The sequence below is a fragment of the Cytobacillus sp. NCCP-133 genome (genome assembly GCF_026011715.1).
In the GTDB taxonomy this organism is placed as follows: domain Bacteria; phylum Bacillota; class Bacilli; order Bacillales; family Cytobacillaceae; genus Cytobacillus.
The window spans coordinates 80,990-104,086 of record NZ_BRVM01000005.1 but is presented as its reverse complement, the minus strand read 5'-3'; the positions used below and the strand labels follow the sequence as shown (position 1 = coordinate 104,086).

19 protein-coding genes are annotated in these 23,097 nt (G+C 40.8%); 1 reads left to right on the top strand and 18 read right to left on the bottom strand.

Annotated features, from left to right (window positions below; genetic code table 11):
• Genes NCCP133_RS08525 through NCCP133_RS08515 form a run of 3 tightly spaced genes read right to left on the bottom strand, consistent with a single transcriptional unit; the run spans position 1 to position 3,626 of the window.
• Positions 1-885: a branched-chain amino acid ABC transporter permease gene (locus NCCP133_RS08525; RefSeq protein WP_264804504.1), complete on the bottom strand. Its 885-nt coding sequence runs from the start codon at positions 883-885 to the stop codon at positions 1-3.
• Positions 885-2,792: an AMP-binding protein gene (locus tag NCCP133_RS08520; protein WP_264804503.1), complete on the bottom strand. Its 1,908-nt coding sequence runs from the start codon at positions 2,790-2,792 to the stop codon at positions 885-887. Before NCCP133_RS08520 ends, NCCP133_RS08525 begins: the two co-directional genes overlap by 1 nt.
• A 48-nt stretch (positions 2,793-2,840) precedes the next feature.
• Positions 2,841-3,626 (bottom strand): ABC transporter ATP-binding protein, encoded by a 786-nt coding sequence (locus NCCP133_RS08515; protein ID WP_442874250.1) that lies wholly within the window; start codon positions 3,624-3,626, stop codon positions 2,841-2,843.
• 432 nt (positions 3,627-4,058) lie between these two features.
• Here NCCP133_RS08515 and NCCP133_RS08510 point away from each other — a divergent pair, with 432 nt between their 5' ends.
• The gene (locus tag NCCP133_RS08510) at positions 4,059-4,379 is read left to right on the top strand and encodes a nucleotide excision repair endonuclease (RefSeq protein ID WP_442874252.1); all 321 of its coding nucleotides are present in this window, start codon (positions 4,059-4,061) and stop codon (positions 4,377-4,379) included.
• 249 nt (positions 4,380-4,628) lie between these two features.
• Here NCCP133_RS08510 and pssA read toward each other — a convergent pair whose 3' ends face one another.
• From pssA to NCCP133_RS08435, 15 genes are all read right to left on the bottom strand, one after another.
• Complete coding sequence (pssA, locus tag NCCP133_RS08505) at positions 4,629-5,324, bottom strand: CDP-diacylglycerol--serine O-phosphatidyltransferase (RefSeq protein ID WP_264804500.1); 696 nt, start codon at positions 5,322-5,324, stop codon at positions 4,629-4,631.
• Between the two features lie 338 nt (positions 5,325-5,662).
• On the bottom strand, positions 5,663-6,790 hold the full coding sequence (locus NCCP133_RS08500; protein ID WP_264804499.1) for a CaiB/BaiF CoA transferase family protein: 1,128 nt from the start codon (positions 6,788-6,790) through the stop codon (positions 5,663-5,665).
• Between the two features lie 21 nt (positions 6,791-6,811).
• Positions 6,812-8,380, bottom strand: coding sequence for a fatty acid--CoA ligase (locus NCCP133_RS08495; RefSeq protein ID WP_264804498.1), 1,569 nt, complete (start codon positions 8,378-8,380; stop codon positions 6,812-6,814).
• 20 nt (positions 8,381-8,400) lie between these two features.
• Positions 8,401-9,552, bottom strand: coding sequence for a thiolase family protein (locus NCCP133_RS08490; protein WP_264804497.1), 1,152 nt, complete (start codon positions 9,550-9,552; stop codon positions 8,401-8,403).
• A 13-nt stretch (positions 9,553-9,565) separates the two neighbouring features.
• Complete coding sequence (locus NCCP133_RS08485) at positions 9,566-10,711, bottom strand: acyl-CoA dehydrogenase family protein (RefSeq protein WP_264804496.1); 1,146 nt, start codon at positions 10,709-10,711, stop codon at positions 9,566-9,568.
• Positions 10,712-10,889: 178 nt separating this feature from the next.
• The gene (locus NCCP133_RS08480; RefSeq protein WP_264804495.1) at positions 10,890-11,657 is read right to left on the bottom strand and encodes a 3-hydroxyacyl-CoA dehydrogenase; all 768 of its coding nucleotides are present in this window, start codon (positions 11,655-11,657) and stop codon (positions 10,890-10,892) included.
• Between the two features lie 86 nt (positions 11,658-11,743).
• Positions 11,744-12,286 carry a competence protein ComK gene (locus NCCP133_RS08475; RefSeq protein ID WP_264804494.1) on the bottom strand — a complete coding sequence of 181 codons (543 nt, stop codon included), beginning with the start codon at positions 12,284-12,286 and terminating at the stop codon, positions 11,744-11,746.
• 590 nt (positions 12,287-12,876) lie between these two features.
• Positions 12,877-13,395: an RNA polymerase sigma factor gene (locus tag NCCP133_RS08470; RefSeq protein WP_264804493.1), complete on the bottom strand. Its 519-nt coding sequence runs from the start codon at positions 13,393-13,395 to the stop codon at positions 12,877-12,879.
• A 35-nt stretch (positions 13,396-13,430) separates the two neighbouring features.
• Entirely contained in the window at positions 13,431-15,389 is a 1,959-nt protein-coding gene (locus NCCP133_RS08465; protein WP_264804492.1) for a DUF6449 domain-containing protein, read from the bottom strand.
• Positions 15,364-16,260 (bottom strand): ABC transporter ATP-binding protein, encoded by an 897-nt coding sequence (locus tag NCCP133_RS08460; protein WP_264804491.1) that lies wholly within the window; start codon positions 16,258-16,260, stop codon positions 15,364-15,366. The genes NCCP133_RS08465 and NCCP133_RS08460 overlap by 26 nt, the downstream gene beginning before the upstream one ends.
• Positions 16,244-16,642 (bottom strand): GntR family transcriptional regulator, encoded by a 399-nt coding sequence (locus NCCP133_RS08455; RefSeq protein ID WP_264804490.1) that lies wholly within the window; start codon positions 16,640-16,642, stop codon positions 16,244-16,246. Before NCCP133_RS08455 ends, NCCP133_RS08460 begins: the two co-directional genes overlap by 17 nt.
• A 172-nt stretch (positions 16,643-16,814) precedes the next feature.
• Complete coding sequence (locus tag NCCP133_RS08450; protein ID WP_264804489.1) at positions 16,815-18,605, bottom strand: L-lactate permease; 1,791 nt, start codon at positions 18,603-18,605, stop codon at positions 16,815-16,817.
• Between the two features lie 258 nt (positions 18,606-18,863).
• A complete protein-coding gene (locus NCCP133_RS08445) occupies positions 18,864-19,640 on the bottom strand; it encodes an IclR family transcriptional regulator (RefSeq protein ID WP_264804488.1) in 777 nt (258 codons plus the stop codon).
• A 70-nt stretch (positions 19,641-19,710) separates the two neighbouring features.
• Positions 19,711-20,490 (bottom strand): fumarylacetoacetate hydrolase family protein, encoded by a 780-nt coding sequence (locus NCCP133_RS08440; protein WP_264804487.1) that lies wholly within the window; start codon positions 20,488-20,490, stop codon positions 19,711-19,713.
• A gap of 105 nt (positions 20,491-20,595) precedes the next feature.
• A complete protein-coding gene (locus NCCP133_RS08435) occupies positions 20,596-22,773 on the bottom strand; it encodes a malate synthase G (RefSeq protein WP_264804486.1) in 2,178 nt (725 codons plus the stop codon).
• Positions 22,774-23,097: the final 324 nt, after the last annotated feature.

Sequence of the window (23,097 nt, the reverse complement as noted above, 5' to 3'; positions counted from 1 at the left end):
TTACACCCTCTCGATTTCTTTTTTGCCGAACAAACCATATGGTTTGAACATTAGGATCAATACGAGGATGACAAACGGCATAACTTCTTTCAGACCGCCACCAACCAATGGATCCAGGTATCCTCCAGTTAAGCTTTCGAGTATGCCGATAATAAGCCCGCCAATAATAGCGCCCGGAATACTATCAAGCCCGCCAAGAATGGCAACAGGCAATACCTTCAATCCGATAGCAGACAAAGAAGCGTTCACTCCATTGATATTTCCAAGCAGGATACCCCCAACTGCAGAGACAATTGCGGCAATTGCCCAGGCTACGGCGAAAATCATTTTGACGCTGATTCCCATCGACATCGCTGCCTGCTGATCATCCGCTGTTGCCCTCATGGCAATCCCAAGCTTCGAATACTTGAAAAAGAGCGTAAAAATGACAAGCATAATGACAACGATTAATAGAGACCAGAGATACACCGGCGCAATGACAATTTCCCCTAAATGGATCGGCTGCTCTGAGAACACTTTGGGGAAAACTCTAGTTTCATGGCCCCAAGTAATATGGACAATCCCTGCGAGTACACTGGATAAACCAATGGTCGCCATAATCATCGATATGACAGGCTCTCCAATAAAAGGCCTCAGGACAATTCGTTCAATAACAAAACCAAGCACGGCACTAAAAATCAATGCAATCATCAGTGCTGCGATAAATGGGATGTTATAAGCTGTAATAAGCGTCAAACATACATATGTTCCAATAAGGAGGAACTCTCCCTGTGCAAAGTTAATGGCATCGCTGGATTTATAAATAAGAACAAAACCCAATGCAACCAGTGAATAGACACTTCCTACTACAATTCCTGTAACGAGCATTTGCAAGAAAAAAGTCATTAAGCTGCCCCCTCACCTTTATCCATAAAAATGACTTGAAGTGTCGTTTGGATGGTTTGTTCCAAACCGTCACGATATTTAATCGTTCCATTGACCTCTATTTTTGTATCTTTGGTATACAGGCCGTCGATCAATGTTTGATATTTTTTAGCGACAAACTGCCTGCGGACTTTCTTTGTTCTTGTTAGTTCCTCATCATCTGCATCCAGTTCTTTGTATAGCAGAACAAATTTCTTTACACGTGCTTTTTCAGGAAGTGACTGGTTAATTTTCTGAACCTGTTTTTCAATCAAGTCCAAAACCTCAGGCTTGGATGATAAATCTGTATAGGTTGTATAGCTGATTTGATTTTTCTCAGCCCAGCGGCCAACATTTTTCATGTCAATATTAATCATGGCTACAACATAAGGCCGCTCCTTTCCTATTGCTACTGCTTCCTGGATATAGGAGCTGAATTTAAGTTTGTTTTCAATAAATTGCGGAGAGAACATCTCTCCTGTATCAAGCCGGATAACATCTTTAATCCGGTCAATAATATACAAATGCCCTTCTTCATCCAGCGTGCCAGCATCTCCTGTATGCAGCCATCCTTCCTGGATTGTTTCTTTTGTGCTTTTTTCATTTTTGTAATATCCTTTGCACACACTGGAACTCTTGATTAAGATTTCTCCTTCATTAGAAATTTTCACTTCTGTTCCCGGAATGGGGATACCAACGCTATCAAGTTTGATGTCGCCATCCCTATGTACAATGGATATGCCGGAAACTTCCGTCTGGCCGTATATGCTTTTGACATTCACTCCAATGCTATGGAAGAATTCAAACACATCTGGTCCAAGCGGAGCGCCCCCTGTATATGCTCGCTTTATTTTGAGCAAGCCGAGATGGTCGCGTATGGCACTAAATATTAGGTAATCAGCAATTTTATATAGAATCTTGGTTCCTGAACTGACTGGTATATTTTCAAATTGAGCTTTAGCCACTTTCTCTCCAATTGGCTTGCACCAGTTATAAATCTTTCGTTTGAGCCAGCCGCTATCCTGAATTTTCACTTGAAAACGGGAAACCATATCTTCATAGATTCGCGGCGGCGAAAATATCACCTGCGGACCTATTTCCCGCAAATCTTCCAAAACGGTTGTCGGCTCTTCAGGGAAATTAATCGTCATGCCGTTATACAGCCCCATCGCCAGTGTCATCATCTGTTCGCCAATCCAGGCCAGGGGCAGGAAAGAAACATACTCATCCTTATCTGTCAGCGGGTCAATCGATGACAGATTCTTAGCCATGTTCACCAAATTTCGATAGGTTAACATAGTACCTTTTGGATTGCCTGTTGTACCCGACGTATAGGAGAGAATGGCTACATCATCTTCAGTACCTTTGTCAACTTCAAGCTGGAAAAATTCAGGTTCCTTTGATTGAAACGATTGTCCAATCGCCAGGACATCCTCAAACTTAAGAAGAAATTCCTCCTGATAATTCCTCATTCCCCTGGGATCGTAATAGATGATTGTCTTTACTTTCGGAATGGCATCTTTGATCTCCAGCAGTTTATCCACTTGCTCTTGGTCTTCAGCAACCACAATCGTTGCATCGCAATCATTGATAATATACTTGAGTTCAGTGGACAATGACTCCTGATAGATACCGACAGATATGCCCCCTAGGCTTTGCGCTGCCAATTCACTGATAATCCACTCGATTCTGTTATCACCTATTATTGCGACCTTATCTTCCCTTTCAAGCCCCAATGCAGCCAAACCCTGGCTGAAAAGTTTAACTTTTTCCAAGAAAGATTCATAATTGAACTCGTTCCAAATTCCATACTCTTTTTCTCGCAATGCTACCTGAGAACCGTTCTTGTAAGCCCTTTCAATTAATAGCTGCGGAAACGTCATGCTCATAGAATTTCTCCCCTCCCTCTTACATTTCGATAGATTTTCAGCCGCTTTTTATACGGCGTTCTCTTCGCCTAGATACGCTTCAATTACTTTCTGGTTGTTTTGTATTTCTTCTGGTGTTCCAAAGCCAATCAGCTTGCCAAAATCCAGTACGGCAATATGATCGGACAAATCCATAACAACTCCCATATCATGCTCAATCAGGATAATAGTTGTATTCATTTCTTCATGAATATCCATGATATAACGGGCCATGTCTTCCTTTTCCTCGCTGTTCATGCCTGCCATAGGTTCATCCAGCAGAAGCATTTCCGGTTCTAAAGCAAGAGCCCGGCCAGTTTCAACCCGCTTCTGCAGGCCATAAGAGAGTGTGCCTACTGGCGTGTTGCGAATATGCTCAATCTCCAGGAAATCAATCACCTGTTCAACTTTTTCACGGTGTTCGACTTCTTCTCTTTGCGCCTTTCCCCAATACAATCCGCCTGATAGGACTCCTGTTTTCATCCTCACATGCCTGCCAAGCATAAGATTGTCCAATACAGATAAATGCGGGAAAAGCTCAATATTCTGGAAAGCTCGGGCAATGCCTAAGCTGGCTCTTTTGTGAGGCTTATAGCGGGAAATATCCTCCCCTTTAAAATTGACCGAGCCTGAAGCCGGCCGGTAGAGTCCGCTGATGCAATTCAGCATACTCGTCTTGCCTGCACCATTTGGCCCAATGAGGGAAAAAATCTCACCTTTTTTAACTTCATACGAGACATGATCCAGTGCTACTACTCCGCCAAATCTTAATGTCACATCTTTAATCTCTAAAATACCCAAACGATCAGCCCCCATTTTTCGGAAAATGAAATAAATTTTATAAAATTATGAATAGTTTTAATATTCTTTATGTAATACTTTTTTCCTTTTTTTTTTAATATATTTTTATTCGTCCCGAGCTATCTCTCATTTTTATGTAAGTTGAATTTTTGATATGACTATTTCCTTATGAAAATGTGTTTTACACGATAAGTGCAGGAGGAATTCAGAAGATTTTCAAAGTGCACCACGGGGTTTAAGGGTGTACTTTTATCAAAAGAAAGGAAAATTATGAATTAGTCTGCAAGTCATTATAAATAAATAAAATGCAAATTATCGGTCTTTTTCCGGATTGTAGATTCCTTGGCATGTTTATGTTATGTTACTCTTAGTTCAGAATAGGAAGTGATAAAATTGATTAAAATTGAGATTCCTCAACCCAATCTGGTTATTACGAAAAGCAGGCAAATGGGGCAGGCAGTCGAAAGCGACCTTAGCAGTGTTTATGGTTTCACTGATTATCATAAAATACCGAGAGATAAAGGCGGCATGATTTTGTTTTTTGATGCAAATGAAGATCTTTTATTTGTGGGGAAGGCCCGCAAATTAAGACAGCGCGTTAAAAAGCACTTTGAAGATAATGTATCGCCAATCAAAAACCACCGGGATGAAGTCTATAAGATTGCCGTTATTTTTGTAGAAGACAGCATGGAGCGGGAAATTTATGAGACCTATATCATTAATGAATTACAAGCAAAATATAATGTAGACAAAGTCTTCTATAAATAAGAAAAGCGCAGGGCGCCTTGACCACCCCCGACAAGCACAAGACGAGCCTCTCTGAAAGGCGTCCTTTGCCTTTTTGGGAGGATTGCCTGAAATGTGGAGGTGACTGCCCATTCAAGGAACGCAGACTAAAAGCGCCACGTCCAGTGACAACGTCTGCATGAGTACAAAAGGATATAAATTGTTATAGCATAAAAAAGGCCGGCCTAGGCCTTTTTTTAAAAAAGAAACAGACCCTTATGATGGAGTCTGTTAATCGATTTCTTTTTTATTTTTTCCTCTAATGAACCTATAAGCCAAATACGCAATATAAAGCGGAATCGCTATATAAATCAGATTGGGAAACGGGCCATAGGAGCCCCTGTAAATTACGTATAATACACTCCCTAAAAAGATTGTGACGATTGTTCCGTATTTTGGAAGAGGAACTTCCTTGAAGCTGGGAATTCGAATTCTGCTCACCATTAAAAAACAAAGTGCCGTGAAAACTACTGTCGTAATTATATTGGGAATAAGGTCACCGAAAAGTGTCAGGATTGCCATAATCCCACCTGCTGCGGTAATTGGCACTCCGACAAAATAATTTAAGGAAGATTTGGGAGTGCTTATATTAAACCTTGCCAGCCGGTAGGCGCCAAACAACGGGAATAGGCCGGAAATAATTAAACCAATAAATCCAAATTGAAAAAAATATGTATAATACACCAAAAACGATGGGGCAACTCCAAACGTCACAATATCTGCCAGTGAATCCAGCTCTTTGCCGAGAGTACTGTCTGCTTTAAGCATTCTTGCTAGTCTGCCGTCCATGCTATCGAACATCATGCCAATCAAAATAAGAATGGCAGCATTTTTGAAATGTCCATTGGCTGCGAAACCAATAGACAGAAAGCCGCAATATAAGTTCCCCAATGTCACGATGTTTGGGATCGTTTTAATAAAACGCACTACTGACCATCACACTCCAAATCATGAAAAAGTATATTTTTTATGTATTCCCATCCATTATACCATTTAATCTTATAAACAGCCTCTACTCAAATAAAAGCAGCAAAGAAACACTAGTTAGACGCTTGTCCAATTCCATTCAAATGTTTCGATTATGTAGTTTAGTACCCAAACTACATTTAATTTTAAAAACTTTGATGTAATCTATGTAACGTCCACTTTATTGCTGGAAAAATTCCTTTCGAATGCTTTCCAGCAATAAATAATTGCTTCCGGTGTCTGAATATGGAATTTCTCATAAAAGCCCACCCCTGTCCTTGATTCATTCTCGTTTTCTTCTAAAAGACTCGATCATCTTTCATCGTTTCAACTGTCTTCGCCGGCAATCCCGCAATCTTTGTCAAAACTTCCTCAGTGTGCTCTCCTAATGCTGGAGGCCTTGCCAAAGCTGTGTTACTCTCCCCTTGCATCTTTATATAGGGATCGTTTAATCTGTTTTCAATAATACCCCTAAAAAGAGGAAAGTCCATTAGTTCCCCTGTTTCCAATATAGGACTCAAGCAGCAGTCAACTTTTTGCCCAAACTCAGTCCATTCTTTTAATGTTTTGCTTTTAAATAATTCAGTCACTTCTATATAAGCAGGGTTGCTCCCAGAGGCATTTGTAAACTGGGAGTTAATCCAATCTTCCCTCCCGGCCGCCTGGCAGAAGTTTATCCAGAACTTTGGCTCGAGTGCGGCAAGTGCAGCAAATCTTCCATCTCTCGTTTCATAAATGGAGTAAGCTATAATTTCCCCATTTAAAACAGAAACCCCATTTGGGTATCCAGTCTCATTTTCTATCAGCAGATGGTTCCCCATGATGCCAACCATCACTTCAGCTATTGAAATGCAGTGATATCCTCCTTGTCCGGTTAGCTTACAGGAGAGCAGAGCAGCCAGAATCCTTTCGCTCGCTGCCATGCCTCCCATATAATCAGCCATCGTATTGGAAGGATGGATAGGCGTTCCGCTGCGATCCTTTAACTGGGCAAGCGCACCGCTTACAGCCATATAATTTAAATCATGGCTGCCCAGATATTGATAGCCTTCCTTTTCGCCGTAGCCAGTAAGAGAACAATAGACAATATTCGGGTTATGACTTTTAACAGAGTCATAATCCAGCCCCAGCTTTTTCATGATCCCTGGACGAAAACTCTCAAGGACTGCGTCACTCATTGATATCAGCTTTAGAGCAGCATTTTTGCCTTCAATGCTTTTTAGATCAATCGCAATGCTTTTTTTGCCGCGGTTATTGGCTGAAAAGACAGCACCCGTACCTTCAATTTTGATATCCAGATGCCTGCTGGGATCTCCATTTACCGGCTCTACTTTTATAACTTCGGCTCCCAGCTCTGCAAGCCTCTGTGAGGCATATGGACCTGGAAGATAATTTGAAAAGTCGATTACTCGTATTCCTTTTAACATTTTAAATTCCTTTCTGCCCGACTAGATTTTCCCGTCTGCAAATAAATCTTCGAGCTGTTTGCGCAGCATGAATTTTTGAATCTTCCCGCTTGCATTTCTTGGAAGAACATCACAAAATACATATTTTCTTGGACGCTTATAATTGGCAAGTTCAACACTATTCTTGCATATTTCATCGAGTTCGGCTTCAGTTAGAGAAGAATCTTTTTTTACAACAAAAGCTGTTACCGTTTCTCCCCAGCGGTCATCTGGCTGTCCCATTACTGCTACATCAAGAACTCCATTATGAGTGTATAGAACATCTTCCACTTCACGGGGATAAATGTTTTCTCCACCGCTTATGATCATATCGTCGACACGATCTTTTACATAGAGGAACCCTTCCTCATCAAGGAAGCCAATATCCCCTGAGTGATACCAGCCCCCATACATGGCATTTTCAGTTGCTTCTTCACGGTTGAAGTAACCACTCATCATGCATGGCCCCTTAACAATGATTTCTCCCGTCTCTCCCGCTGGAATTCTATCATTAGGATTAGAAGGACCATTTTCATTCGGCCTTACAATTCGAATTTCATGGTTTAGGCAGGCTTGGCCCGCGGAACCGGCTTTCCTGATCTGGTCATCTTCAGCTAAAAATGTAATCGCTGGACCCATTTCTGTCATTCCGTATGCTTGCACAAGGGATATGCCTAGTTTTTCACGGCAGGCATAAACAAGTGCCGGGGCCATTGGAGCTGCTCCATAAAGCCCTAGCTTTAGGCTTTCCAGGTTATATTTATTCAGTTTTTCCTGAAGAAGCATATTCCACATCGTCGGGGCTGCAAAAAATTTTGTAATCTTTTCTTCGGAAATTATCTGCAAAACTTCTTTTGCTTCAAAGTGATGAAGGATCGTATTTTTTGCCCCTACATGCACTCGGGGCAAAAAGGCACAATGAAGTTCGGCACAGTGGAACATTGGTGCTGCTACAAGACCATGATCACTGCTTTCCAGCTTTGTCGCTCCAATTACGATTAGGCTTTGTTCGACCATATCCCTATGCCGATGGACGACTCCTTTTGGCCTTCCTGTTGTGCCGCTGGTGTACATGATGGCATACAGATCGTTTTCATCAATATCTGCAACAATTTCAGTGTGGGGTGCTGAATCGACTTTCTCACGGTAAGATGCTGCATAATCCGATTCATTTTCATCAATATACCAGAATGAAATATGGGGGTAACGCTGGGCTATTGGTGTAATGCCTGTTGTAAGCATTTGCTCAATTAACACTACTTTTGGTTCTGCATCGTTTAGGATATAAGCTACTTCCTCTGACATAAGCCTGAAGTTGATCGGATTGAAAACTGCACCTATCTTCGCACATGCAAAGAAGGCTGTCGCAAGTTCCTCTGTGTTGAATAAATAGGTTGAAACTCTGTCGCCCTTCCTGACACCTGCTTTTAGAAGAGCGTTTGCCAATTTATTAATTTCAAGGCTCCATTCCTTATACGTAAGACGCAGATTTTTTCTGACATCATACAAAGCTTCTTTATTTGGAAACTTGCCAGCTGTTAAATCAAATATTTTTCCAATAGTAGTTGTCATTCCCATTCCTCCCCATTTATTCAATCTAATCGTTCAATAATTGTCGCATTTGCCATTCCATGGCCTTCGCACATGGTTTGCAGTCCGAAACGCCCGCCTGTTCTTTCGAGTTCATGCATCATGGTGACCATTAAGCGGGCTCCGCTTCCACCAAGAGGATGGCCCAGTGCAATGGCACCGCCATTTGGATTTAGCTTGGCAGGATCGGCCCCCGTATCTTTCAGCCAGGCAAGCGGGACAGGAGCGAATGCTTCATTTACTTCAAAAACATCAATGTCATCAATTGTTAATCCAGCCTTTTTTAGTACTTTTTCTGTTGCAGGTATAGGTCCTGTCAGCATCAAAGTAGGATCTGACCCTATTACCGACCGGGCAAGGATTTTAAATCTCGGCTTAAGGGCAAGCTCTTCTGCTTTTTTACGGGACATGATTAATAAGACTGCTGCTCCATCACTGATCTGGCTTGAGTTTCCAGCATGAATCACTCCATCTTGTTTAAAAACCGTTTTCAGGCTTCCGAGCGCTTCTACTGACGTTTCTCTTCTCGGACCGGAATCTTCCGAGACAGTTACTGTTTTCCCATCATCCAAAGTCACTTCAAGCGGGACGATCTCCTTATCAAAGTATCCTTTCGCCTGAGCTTTCAGTGCTTTTTGATGGCTTACATAGGAGTACTGATCCAGTTCTTCCCTTGTAAATCCATATTTCTCGGCAATACGTTCTGCGGATAAGCCCTGATGGATAATTTCATGCCTGCTTGTCAGCTTTTCACTGAAGCCAACACCCTGATAGCTCGATCCGATTGGAACACGTGACATGCTCTCGACTCCTCCGGCGATGACCACATCCATATCTCCAGCTAAAATGGCCTGTGCAGCAAAATGGACAGCCTGCTGGCTTGAACCACATTGGCGATCAATGGTCGTTCCTGGAACTTCAATTGGAAAACCGGCAATCAGGGATGCCACCCTGGCAATATCCCCTGTTTGTTCGCCAATTTGCGAAACACAGCCCAGAATGACATCATCTACAATGGCAGGGTCTATGCCAGCACGCTCAACTAGTGCCTTTAAAGCCTCTGCCGCAAGGTCGTCCGCCCGGACCTCCTTCAGCAAGCCGTTTTTTCTTCCTACAGGTGTTCGAACCCCTTCTACAATGACTGCTTCGAGCATCAATTTTTCCTCCTTATAGCCCCATGTTTTTTGCTATGATCGTTTTCATAATTTCATTGGTGCCAGCGTAAATGCTGGCGACCGGAATATCCCTGTACCTTCTGGCAATCTCGTATTCTTCCATATAGCCATAGCCGCCATGAAGCTGCATGCATTCGGATGCAATTTTCCGTGCATTGTCTGTGAGCTTCCATTTAGCCATGGATACTTTTGTCACTACATCTTTGCCCTCCAAATGCTCCTCAATCAAGCTATCAAGAAACGCCCTCCCCATTTCGATATCAGTAGCCATTTCAGCTATTCTAAATTGTGTGTTTTGGAATTGGCTGATTTGTCTTCCGAACGCCTCGCGTTTTTTGACATAACCGATGGTTAATTTAAGCATTTCTTCTGCTGCCACTTGTGCGGCAACCGCTACAACAAGCCGTTCCTGCTGCAGTTTATCCATCAAATAGAAAAAACCTTTTCCTTCTTCACCAATTAAATTTTCTTTTGGGACTTTGCAATCCTCGAATATCAGCTCAGCTGTGTCCTGGCAGTGCAGGCCGACTTTACTTAACTTCCTTCCTCTTGAAAAGCCTGACGTATCCCTCTCTATCGAAAGCAGGCTCACTCCTTTATGCCGCGGAACCGCATTCGGATCTGTTTTGCAGGCCACAATTATTAAATCGGAATGAATTCCATTTGTGATGAAGGTTTTTTCCCCATTCACAACATAATGGTCATCTTCAAGCTTCGCCGTCGTCTTAATTCCGGCTAAATCTGAACCTGCTCCCGGTTCGGTCATGGCAATGGCAGTAATGATTTCACCTGTAGTACATTTTGGCAGCCACCTTTGTTTCTGTTCCTCGGTTCCATAAGCTGTGATATACGGCACTACTATGTCATTGTGCAGGCCTATTCCTACCAAACCAGAACCTACACGTTCCAGTTCTTCGTTGATCACAACTGAAAATCCCCAATCTACATTGCTGCCGCCATATTTCTCCTCAATATCCGGACATAAAAATCCCTGATCCCCCATCTTCCTCCAAAACGCCCGCGGTATAATCCTGTCCTCTTCCCATTGTTCATAATTCGGATATGCTTCCTTCTCCAGGAATTTCCGTAATGACTTTCGAAAAATTTCATGTTCTTCCTTTATGTACGATACAGCCATCCCTTCCCCTCCGAACCTGTAAAATTTTTTCGCGATACCTCATATTACTTCACCTTACTTATGCGAAGGCTTACATATATATTGTACAATAATTATCATTATTTTTAGAACATTTAGAATTATAAATCCATAAAAAAAACCTAACCTTTTCAATAATCATAAGGTTAGGTTTTGAATTTTATTTTGGCTGCATGCGAATCCCGCCGTCAAGACGTATTGTTTCACCATTAAGCATTGGATTTTCCAATATGCTTTCAGAGAGCTTCGCATATTCCTCGGGATATCCCAGTCTTGAAGGGAATGGAACCATCTTGCCTAAAGAATTTCTGGCCTCTTCAGGAAGTGATTCGAACATAGGTGTATTAAATAATCCCGGCGTAATTGTCATAACACGAATTCCATAAGCAGCAAGCTCTCTGGCAATCGGCAAAGTCATGCTGATTACACCGCCTTTTGAAGCACTATACGCGGCCTGCCCAATTTGGCCTTCGTATGCTGCAACAGAAGCTGTATTAATAATCACGCCTCTCTCACCTTGTTCATTTGGATTATTTTTTGACATATGGTCTGCTGCTAACCTAATTACATTGAAAGTGCCTATGAGATTAATAGAGATCACTTTTGAAAACATATCCAGTGCATGGACACCCTTTCGTCCGAGCAATTTGGCAGCAATGCCAATTCCCGCACAGTTGACTGCTGTATTGAATGAACCCAGTTGATCTTCAGCAAATTCCATTGCTTTCTGCACATCCTCTTCCTTTGTCACATCGGTTTTAAAAAATTGAACATTTTCCCCTATTTCATCTGCGAGCTTCCTTGCGCGATCTTCTGCCAAATCTGCGATAAGAACTTTTCCGCCTCTGGCTGCTATATGCCTCACAGTTGCCTCACCAAGCCCTGAGGCACCTCCTGTAATAATGGCCCTGCAATCTTTTATTTCCATATTGAACCTCCTATTTAAAATACGTTTTCAGAAATTCATTTCCATTAAAAGGACTGCTTTTCCTGCCGGCTTGTTTAAAAATCATTTTATTTATATTTGTTCGATTCTTCGCTAACAAGCTGTAAGCCATTTTTTGAGTCAAAAGTAAAGCTCCGTGTCCTATTTCTTGTTTTTATCATTTTGTACCTTAGCTCCTCAGCCAAATCAATAATGGACTGAATATGCCTTATGCCAATATCCAAATAAATGCTCTGCCCATTTGAAAAAAACAAACTCGTTTGGCTATTCGATTCAAATCTTAAATCTTTAACATGATGCAGAGCAATCCAGACACAGTCTGGCATAAAGGGAGATTTGTGCGGAAACCAGTACATATCCAGATTTGCATTAATGCATACCGGCGGGGTACTCGTTGAACCAAGAATGGCTTTTGTTCCCCTAATCGATCCTTTTAAATCTGAACAATAATGCAATAAGCTATCATTCATTACCTCAAAAGGGGGAAGCTCTAATGAAAATGTCTGGCCAACTTCCATTATTTTCGAATAGCTGCCCCTGGATGAAGAACCAGGTAAGATTGCCATAGTATTTCTTCTAATTACAAACTTTTCATTAATACTCACAACCATATATATTCCCCTTTTTAAAGTTTTTGTGACATATTTCACATTCTTACAAAAAGGAGTATACTTAAATAGAAAGGTATACCCCTTTCAATTCTCTCTCTTGTGTGAGTCCTCCAGGCTAAATCCAAGAGAGGGTTCATACTATTAACACCTCCTTTACGAAAAAGCGTTTTAATTTATTTTGCCAATAAAACAATTGAATAAGGATACTTGGAAGCAGATGCTGAGAGGGGGATTTTCAAGGTGGTTTATCCGTTAAAATGATTAAAATGAACGGCAAATTCTGCACTTTTAAAAATATTATACCTATGATTTCTATTAAATGTAAAAATATTTTTCTATAGTTTTCCACTAATTTTTCAAGATCATAATCTGACAAAATTTATAATGATAAATATCACTGACATGATTGCAGGTTTAAGTATATAATGCTCTTTTTTTTGAAAAACGGCTATTTTAAATGGTTTTCGTAACTGAATCTTGATTTCTATCTTTGGTTTTTGTCTATTAAGTAACTTTCATTAAATGTTCACATTCTCAATATTTTGTTAGCCTGATAAAAATGCAGCCTCATGATGAAGGCTGCATTTTTATCAGGCTAAATTACGGGCTAAAAGCATTTCTTTCAGCTGTTGTCTGATCCTGTATAATTTTGTCTTCACTGTGTTTGGGTTTAAATGGAGGATTTCTGCTATTTCCCTTTCCTTTAATCCATGTTTTGTTTTGAGCAGAAAGACTCTCTTTTGATCAGGGGAGAGAGAATCGACATATTTGTATATCTGTTCCTGCAGCATGTTGATTTCAGCTTCTTGTCCTGCATCATTATGCTTTCTTTCAAGACATTTTTCAAAATCTACGGAGTCTAGGATTCTCTCATTTGTCTTTCTTTCTTTTCGGACGAAATCAATGGCAGTTCTAGTCGCAATTGCTGATAGCCATGCACCCAATTTATCCTGATCATCAATAGTGTCCATCTTTTTATATGCCTTGATCAGTGTCTCCTGGACAACGTCCTGTGCGAGATAATGATCTCGGGTGATGCAAATAGCAATATGAAAAAGCTTTTTATAATACAAATGGTAAATTTCTCTCATATCTAAATGGATACTCACTCTCATCCCCCTCTCTGTTTTGGCATCCTTGCCTGCTATTCAAACTGGCGTTTGAGAAAGTCTGGTACATCTTTTTCATTAAAGCTCTTAATATCTATCGACCTTTGTTCATCAAAGTAGAAAGCGATAATATAGTCTCCATCAATAAAACCTTTTGCGTTCTTAATGCTGCTCTCTATTTGGTCTTTGTCAGTTATTTTCAGAGTTAACGGGTTCTCATTCATTTCCTCAAAAATCTCCTCGTATGAATATCCCCTTGCATAGTCAATATCAATATCCGCTGCTTTTGCGGCCAATGCATATGAAATATCATTTCCTGTCACCCTTGCCTTATCAAGCAATGACTTTTCCTTAAGCCATTTTTCAAACTTGATATAGGACGGGTCCCAATGCATATAGGCCTTTTTATTATCACTATAGAAAATTTCTATATACGCATATGGTTCAACTTGGATTTGGCTATCATCATAGGCAGCAGAATCAACTTCTTCAGTCAGTATTTCCACCGTTGCAGTTATATCTTCAGGATCAGTAATCACAGCCTGCTTATTAACAGGGCCAGACGGAGTAATCGTAATTTTAGTCGTTTCATCGGCAGCTACATTGTAGATTTCATTCGTCGCCATTTTATATTCAGCTGATTCAAAAATAAGCTTATAAAATGGATGGTATTTCGACTTATCGATTCTGTAATTGCGAACAAGTTTTTCCCCGTTTTTCAGCTCATACACGATAAAGGCAGTATTCTGGTTATTGGATTGCAGTTTATTCATGTCTTTATTTCCGACAATCTCCTTATGAAGCCTTCTGACTAAATCAATATTTGCGTAATCTTTAAGATATATAGGTTCATCTTGATCAGCATCACTATATAAGTAAAAACTCTCGCTGAAATGAACCCGTTCAATTTCATTGGCCGCTGGTATATTTTTTTCATATTGTGTTAAGTCAAATTGGAACAATATGAACAACACTGCCATAGCAGCTGTATAAATCACCAAGCCTTTAATATGAATACTTACTCGCCATGATTTCTGCAGAACCATCTCAGCAATCACAAAGCCTAGCAATGCACCAAACACATATCCGGCAATAAGCCAGCCCATCCCGTTTCGCATTTCTCCAAAATACATTCCACCAAGAAGCATGCTGCAAAATGCTGCTCCATATTTAAAGATAGGTTTTGTAATCGGAAAAACGAGTGCCTGCGACACAGCCTCCAGCTTTCTTTTTCTATAGATCCACAAGCTTAGCCAGTAAAGTGAGAATAACAAGATAAGGTAAATAATAATCTCGGTAGCCAAAAGACTACGGTGACTCATTTGCGTTATTGAAACCAGAGGCGAAAACTTCTCAAACTTGCTCTCCAAATAATATTGGCTAGGATAACCATATACATAGAAAGGCAAATTAAAAGCTAGCAAAATGATAAGGCCGACTGGCAGCAGCAGGAGTATATATGTCAAGGTCCCCTGGACTGCAGATAACCCTGTAACCATACCAACAAAAACTCCAGCAAAATAAATGAAGGCATTATACAAAATCGTAATTCCCAGCCATTTAAATATTTCGCCTAGAGAATAAAATTCATTCAAATACAAGGGCTGATATAGAATAAGGACAATAATAGAAATCAGGAAAACGGGCAAAACCAGTAGAAAAAATCCAGCGATTGCATATTGATGAAAAATAGATTCTCTTTTAACCGGAAGGCTATGAATTAAATCGCTATACTGTTTTACCTGCAGGAACCGGAATAAGAAAACAGACATAACGACTGGAATGGCTATATTTAAAATAATTTGCAGCTGAAAGTGATATTGGAACAGGTTATCAATATCAATGAATTTACGTTGTTCCGCTGAAGAAGTCATTATAATCTCAAGTGGAACTGCGAAAAAAAGAACAAGAAAGTAAACAATGGAAACCCAGCCAACACTCCTTGCAATGGTTTTCCCTATTTCTTTATTAACCAAGGATATTTTGGACTGCATATCCAACATCCCCCATTTCGTAAATAAAAATCTCTTCAAGTGTCAGGGGAAGCAAATCGAAAATGACCGGCTTAAATCGCTGAACGTATTCCAAGATTTCCCCTGCCTCTCCCTTGACAATACAGATCATGACGCTGCCCCTTTTTTCTTTATGTAGTATTTTCATAGAATCAAAGATGGCGGGCATGGAGCCTTTGAAAGCTACTTGAATTTTATGAGTATCCGTTTTAAGGTCATCTAGATCTTTTTCAATGATTAAGTTTCCCTTATGCATAATAGCTATATAGTCACACAAATCTTCCACTTCACGTAAATTATGAGAAGAAATCAAAACAGTCATTTCTCTAGCAGCGACTTCGTCTATGATCAGGTTTTTGACCTTTTTCCTCATAACAGGGTCGAGTCCATCCATAGGTTCATCCAGGATTAATACTTCAGGTCTGGCAGATAATGCAAGAATAAAGGCTGCCTGTCTCTGAACCCCTTTTGAAAATCTATGGATTTTTTTATTTATATCCAATTCAAAAATAGCTGCCAGCTCTTTAAAACGGACATGATCCCAGCCGCTATAAATACTTTTATAGAAATGTGCCATTTGCTTTACCGTATATTGGGGAAGAAAATAAGGATGATCTTGGATAAAAAAAATCTTTTCTTTTATAGATGCATTTTCAAAAACCTGCTGGCCATCAATCGTAACGGATCCTTCATCCTGTACATAAATGCCCGTCAATAATTTCAAAAGTGTTGTTTTGCCTGCCCCGTTAGACCCCAGCAGCCCATAAATTGATCCTTTGTTCACATGAATGCTGATCTTTTCGATCGCTTCCAATTCCTCAAAAGATTTCCGGACATTACTGATTTTGATCATTTTCAATCCCTCCCCCTACGATTGTGTCAATTTCTTTTATCATCTTGAATAATTCATCGGCTGTGATGCCGAGATAGAGTGCTTCTGAGATGAGTTTCGATAGTTCTGTTTTCACTTTTATAATTTTTTCACTATTTTGGTTGGGAGTTGCAGGACTGACAAAACTTCCTTTTCCTTTAATAGAATAAATATACCCTTGAGATTCAAGTTCTCTGTATGCCTTTTGAATGGTATTTGGATTGATTGTCAGCTGCTGGGCCAGCATTCGAACGGAAGGGAGCTGTTCATCAGCCTTTAAAACCTCTGTAATGATCAGCTCTTTTAACCGTTCAACCAATTGTTCATATATAGGCTTCCGGCTCCTTACGTCTAATTCAAACATGCTAACCCTCCCAACTGTATATAGTGTACTATCATTCATAGTACAGTTAATACAATTAGATTATATTACAAGGATTTGGAAAAGAGAAGGGGCATTAGACATTATTTTGTAAAATTTTAAATCCATTAAAAAACTGACTCAGCATAAGAGCTGAGCCAGTTCAGAAAAATATCTATTTAGCTGACTTTACATTCATTGAAGGTGGAGGCAAAATCATGTTGGAGCGTCTGTTATTCGTAGCAATAATATATACTGCTGCTACAGCAATGCCGACAGCAATGAAAGATCCAAGGTTGAAGATGCCTTTTTGTGAATACCATACAATCGAATAGCCAACAGAACCTGTTAATAGGGCGTAATAGAAGAATGGGAATAGCGTTTTCCGGATTACCGCTCCCTCTTTTCCAACGAGGCCAACTACGGCGGATGCGGCTACAACGTTATGCACACATATCATGTTACCAGCTGCCCCGCCAACTGCCTGAAGGGCAACAATCCATGTTGCATCAACGCCAATCTGAGATCCTACATCATGCTGGAATAGCGAAAACATCATATTGCTTACCGTATTGCTTCCTGCGATAAAAGCGCCAATTCCACCAATAAAGGTAGAGAAAAACGGCCAATATTCTCCAGCCAGGGCTGCTACACCATTCGCCAATTCAATTGGCATTTTATCGTATCCAGCAGCACCGCCACCAGAATTCAAGAAAACCTGTACCATTGGAACCGTAAATATAAGTGCTGTTGAGGCTGCAATCATTGTCTTTCCAGATTGCGACCATGCACGTTTATAACCGCTTGCATTCATTCCATGAATAAAATAAGTGATGAGTGAAACGACAATGAAAATGGTTCCTGGCAAATACAGAGGCTGGAAGCTTGCAGTTATGCCCGATTCAAAAATATTTTCAAACTTTACAGTCCATGCTTGAAGCCACTCCATTAAAGGAAGCGTTTTCAAACGAGTTAATACCAGGAACAAGCCCACTAATATATAAGGAGCCCAGGCACGAAACATGCTCATGCTGCCGCTTTTGTGAGCAATATCTTTGATTTCCAGCGATCCTATCCATTCAGGATCCCATTTGGATTTCTCTTCAAAATCCCACTCCTGATCTTTAGGAGGCATTAAGAAACCTTTTTTCGCAGCAAAAACGACGATTGCCAGACCGACAAGTCCGCCAATCATAGATGGGAACTCTGGCCCCAAAACATTTGCAACAATTACATAAGGTATAGTCATGGAGAAGGATGCAAACAAGGCGAATTTCCAGACTTTGATGCCCTCTGTAAACGACTTATTCTTTCCAAAAAATCTTGTCATTAATGCTACAACAAATATTGGAACAAGCGTACCGGCGATCATATGGAGAATTGCAACCTTACCTGCAATTAATGTAGTAAGAGCAAGGAAGTCATTGGTAATAGCCGGATCTGCAGATAAACCCGTTTGTACACCAACAAGCATTGGGGTACCCACTGCACCAAAAGAAACTGGCGTACTTTGAATAACCATTCCGGCTACAACAGCTGCCATTGCAGGGAATCCCAAGCCAACAAGCAGTGGTACTGCTACAGCCGCAGGAGTACCGAAACCGGCAGACCCTTCAATGAAGGAACCGAATAGCCATGCTATGATGATTACCTGTATTCTGCGGTCACCTGAAATATCAGTGAAACCCTGGCGGATCGTTTTAATACCTCCGCTTTCCTGTAGGGTATTGAGAAGCAGAATTGCCCCAAAAATAATGTAAAGAAGAGTCCCAGCTACAACAAGGCCATTAATTGATGCAGCTGCGACATTTGCACCAGGCACTTTCCAGACAAACAAGGCCAGGCCAACTGCAACGATGTAAGAAATCGGCATCGCATTACTTGCCGGCCATCTCAGTCCCACAAGGAACACTGCCACTGCAATAATCGGCAATAGAGATAAAAAAGATAACATCCCTGTACCCATAAAACACATTTCCTCCTTTGTTTTGTAATAGCGAACAATAATTGCAATTTGTTGCGAACAACGAAACACTGTTATACAACTATAACGTTCTTGTTATACAACAATGGTTCGTGCTATCCTTAATTATACAGACCTTTTTCGTAATTTCAATAATTTTCTTAAAATTTAGTTTATACATTTTGATTAAAAATTTAGTATATATATACAAAAAAATTTGCCCGATATATCTTTAATAAAAGATTTATCGGGCAAATCCAACTAACTTATAGGGGTAACATGACCCAAACGGGAAGATATTTCTTTCCCTCTCCTAACCATAATCGATTTAAGCATTTTAAGCCGATCATCGGTCATTCTCATAGTAGGGCCTGAAATACTGACTGCCGCAACTACCTTTCCCAGGTGGTCAAAAATGGGAGCTGCTACACATGTAATCCCATATTCATTTTCCTCCAGATCCAGCGCATAGCCACTTTGCCTGACGTGGCTGAGTTCCTTAAGGAATTCTTCTTTATCTGTGATTGTTTTATCCGTATGAACAGGCATTCCTTTCCGATCCAAAATATCAATGACGACACTTGATGGCAGGTGCGCAAGGATGGCTTTTCCTACTGACGTGCAATGCATAGGCGCCCTTTTCCCTACTTTAGAGTGCATTCTCAAGGTTTCATTTCCTTCCAGCTTTTCGATATATACAACTTCTCCTTGATCGTATACAACTAAATGAATAACTTCGTTAGTCTCATTTTCAAGTTCCTGCAAAAACGGCCTTGCCTCCGCCCTTAAATCGATGGAGTCAAGAAGTTTTGAACTGATTTCTAGGAACTTATAGCCAAGCTTGTATTTGCCTGTATCGCCATCTTGTTCGATATACCCATATTGCACCAGGGTAGATAGGATTCTGTATACAGAACTTTTATTAATGTCTATCTGTTTAGCTATCTCTGTAACTCCAAGACCGCCTTTTTTCAGGCTCACCAGTGTAATGATATCCAGGGCCCTGCTAACAGATTTAACCATATTCTCTCTTTCCAAATCGCTCACCTCTGGTGTAAAACCTTTATCTCCAAAACATTATAGCATACAAGCCCTAAAGAGTTTAGGTTTAGACGGACTTGACGCTTTCACGCGCTGCTGCAAACGTGTTGCGGAGAGTCCCAATTCCTTTTATTTCACATTCAATGACATCACCTGGACCGACCATTTCAGCTCCAACCGGACTGCCTGTAAGGATTACATCACCCGGCTTTAGCGTCATGACATTAGTCAGGTAGGAAATCATTTTACGGATAGAAATTATCATCAAATCTGTATTGCTGTTCTGCTTTTCTTCTCCGTTTAATTTTGCCTCTACATGCACGCTGAAAGGATCTAGTTCTGTTTCAATAACTGGTCCCAGCGGAGTAAAAGTGTCAAATGCTTTTCCTATCGTCCAATGTCCGTCACTATGGAAGAACTGAGGTGCTGTAACATCATTCCCTACACTATAGCCGAAGACATAGTCAAGCACATCCTCTTCGGGTACACTCTTTGCATCTTTTCCTATGATAACAGCTAATTCCGACTCAAACTTCACCTGCTCTATGTCTTTTGGTATAACAATTTTTTCTTCTGGTCCAATAACTGAGGAACCAGGCTTAAAAAAGAAAACAGGAATTGCAGGGAGCTCTTCCGGCAGATCTATTTTTGCCGACACATAGTTTGCTCCGATGCCTATAATCTGATTGGGAACTATCGGAGCAAGCAGCTTAACCTCATCTTTGGCAAATGCATTGCCCGTAAACTCCCATTCTCCAAACATATTACCTTTAATCTCTTTAATTGTTTCATTTTCCATTACACCTGTATGTACCGTTGATTCAACTTCAAATCTTGTAAATTTCATGAAAACGGTCTCCCTTCTATTCTGTTATCTCGGTTAACTTTGACTGTTGGATAAGTATTCTTATAAAAACAGGGCATAAAAATGCCCTGTTTCCCTTTAAAGAAATTATTGCTGTACTGCAAACTTGGTTTTTGCCTCAAGACGGCGGCGGTGAAGAATTGGTTCTGTGTATCCATTTGGCTGGTCATATCCATCAAATACAAGATCACAAGCGGCAATGAATGCAACAGAGTTATCAAAATCTGCAGCCATTGGGCGGTAAGCTTCATCTCCAGCGTTTTGCTCGTCTACAACCTTGGCCATTTTCTTAAGAGTTTCGAGTACCTGTTCCTTTGTACAAATGCCATGATGCAGCCAGTTCGCTACATGCTGACTGGAAATCCTCAATGTCGCACGGTCTTCCATCAAGCCAATATTGTTGATATCAGGAACTTTTGAACATCCAATCCCTTGTTCAACCCAGCGGACAACATACCCTAAAATACCCTGTGCGTTATTGTCCAGCTCTTCCTGGATTTCCTCCAGGCTCCATTGTGGATTGTCATCGACCGGTATTTGAAGGATATCATCGCGAAGATCAGAGATTTTCTCCATCAGCTTATTTTGAACTTGTGACACATCAACCTGATGATAATGCAATGCATGAAGGGTTGCAGCTGTAGGAGATGGAACCCAGGCAGTGTTCGCTCCTGCATTCAAGTGGCCAATTTTTTGCTCCATCATATCTGCCATCATATCCGGCATAGCCCACATTCCTTTTCCGATTTGTGCACGGCCCTGGAATCCTGTTTCAAGTCCAGTGTTAACATTGGACCTTTCATATCCTTTAAGCCATGCAGTTGATTTCATATCATTTTTGCGGATCATTGGGCCAGCTTCCATGGATGTATGCATTTCATCCCCAGTGCGGTCAAGGAACCCAGTATTAATAAATACGATCCGATCCTTTACTTCACGGATGCAAGCTTTAAGATTTAAGGAAGTGCGGCGTTCTTCATCCATCACGCCAATTTTTATTGTATTGCGTTCCAGTCCAAGCAAATCTTCTGTACGGTCAAATAACTCATTGGCAAAAGCTACCTCTTTAGAACCGTGCATTTTAGGTTTAACAATATAGATTGAACCTTCGGAAGAATTCTGGTAAGGGCCATTTCCGAGCAATGTATGCTTCGCGATCAAGCTGGTTACAACTGTATCAAGAATACCTTCCTGTATTTCATGCCCGTTTTCATCCAAAATCGCACTATTTGACATTAAATGGCCTACGTTGCGTATGAACATAAGCGAACGTCCAGAAAGCGCGAATTCCTTCCCTTCCGGAGAAACATACGAACGGTCAGGATTTAATGTACGAGTCAGATTCTTGCTGCCTTTAACAAAGGATGCAGAAAGGTCACCTTTCATGAGTCCCAGCCAGTTGCGATATACGAGAACCTTATCTTCGGCATCAACGGCTGTTACAGAATCTTCACAATCCATAATGGTTGTAACTGCAGCTTCAAGCAATACATCTTTTACCCCAGCATCATCTGTTTTACCTATCGGGTGACTTCTGTCAATCTGAATTTCAAAATGGAGTCCATTATTTTTCAGGAGGACTGCCGACGGCTGACCCTGCTCTCCCTGATAGCCGGCAAACTTCGATTCATCCCTTAAGCCTGCAGTTTCCCCATTGCTTTGAGCAACCGCCAACTTCCCTTCTTCAATCCTGTATTGGACAGCATCTTTATGTGATCCGTTTGTTAAAGGAACCGTATTATCCAAGAATTCTCTTGCAAAGGAGATAACCTTTTCCCCTCTGACAGGGTTATATCCGCCACCTCTTTGCGCTCCATTCTCTTCACTGATTGCATCAGTTCCATAAAGTGCATCATATAAGCTGCCCCATCGTGCATTGGCAGCGTTGATTGCATAGCGTCCATTATTTACAGGTACAACCAATTGCGGGCCTGCCTGGACAGCCACTTCATCGTCCACATTTTCAGTTGTAATATTGAAATCCTCAGCTTTTGGTTCAAGGTAGCCGATTTTTTCTAAAAATGCTTTATAGCTAGTAAAATCAAATTCTTGATGTTCACGATGCCAGGCATTTATCTGCTGCTGGATTTCATCCCGCTTTTTAAGCAATGCTTTGTTTTTAGGTGTCAAATCATTTAAAAGCGCTTCCAATCCAGACCAGAAATTCTCTTGATTGACTCCGCTTTCCGGAAGTGCTTCCGAATTAATAAATTCATAGAGTTCGCTTGCGACTTTCAGCTTTCCAGATTGCACATAGTTTCCCATTGATCAATTCCTCCTTGGTTCTTCACTTTCCACTTAATGTTTGTTATTAACAAACAGCGTTTTTTTATTTTCTCTAAAAAAATAATAGCATGCTTTTCACATCAGTTTCAATAATTTTCATGTGATTTGTGATTCTTTTCCTTTTTAATTTGCTCTGATCATTCAGCCTGTTGACTTCCGGCGGGCACTTGCTTTCCGCAGGGAGCCTGGGGGCTCGCACTTCACATGCTTCCCGCTGAACATTGAAAAACATCCAAGGATAAACACTCCCCGAGGAAAATACGGATGCATTTTTAAGGAGTCAATTGCACACTTGCTGCAATC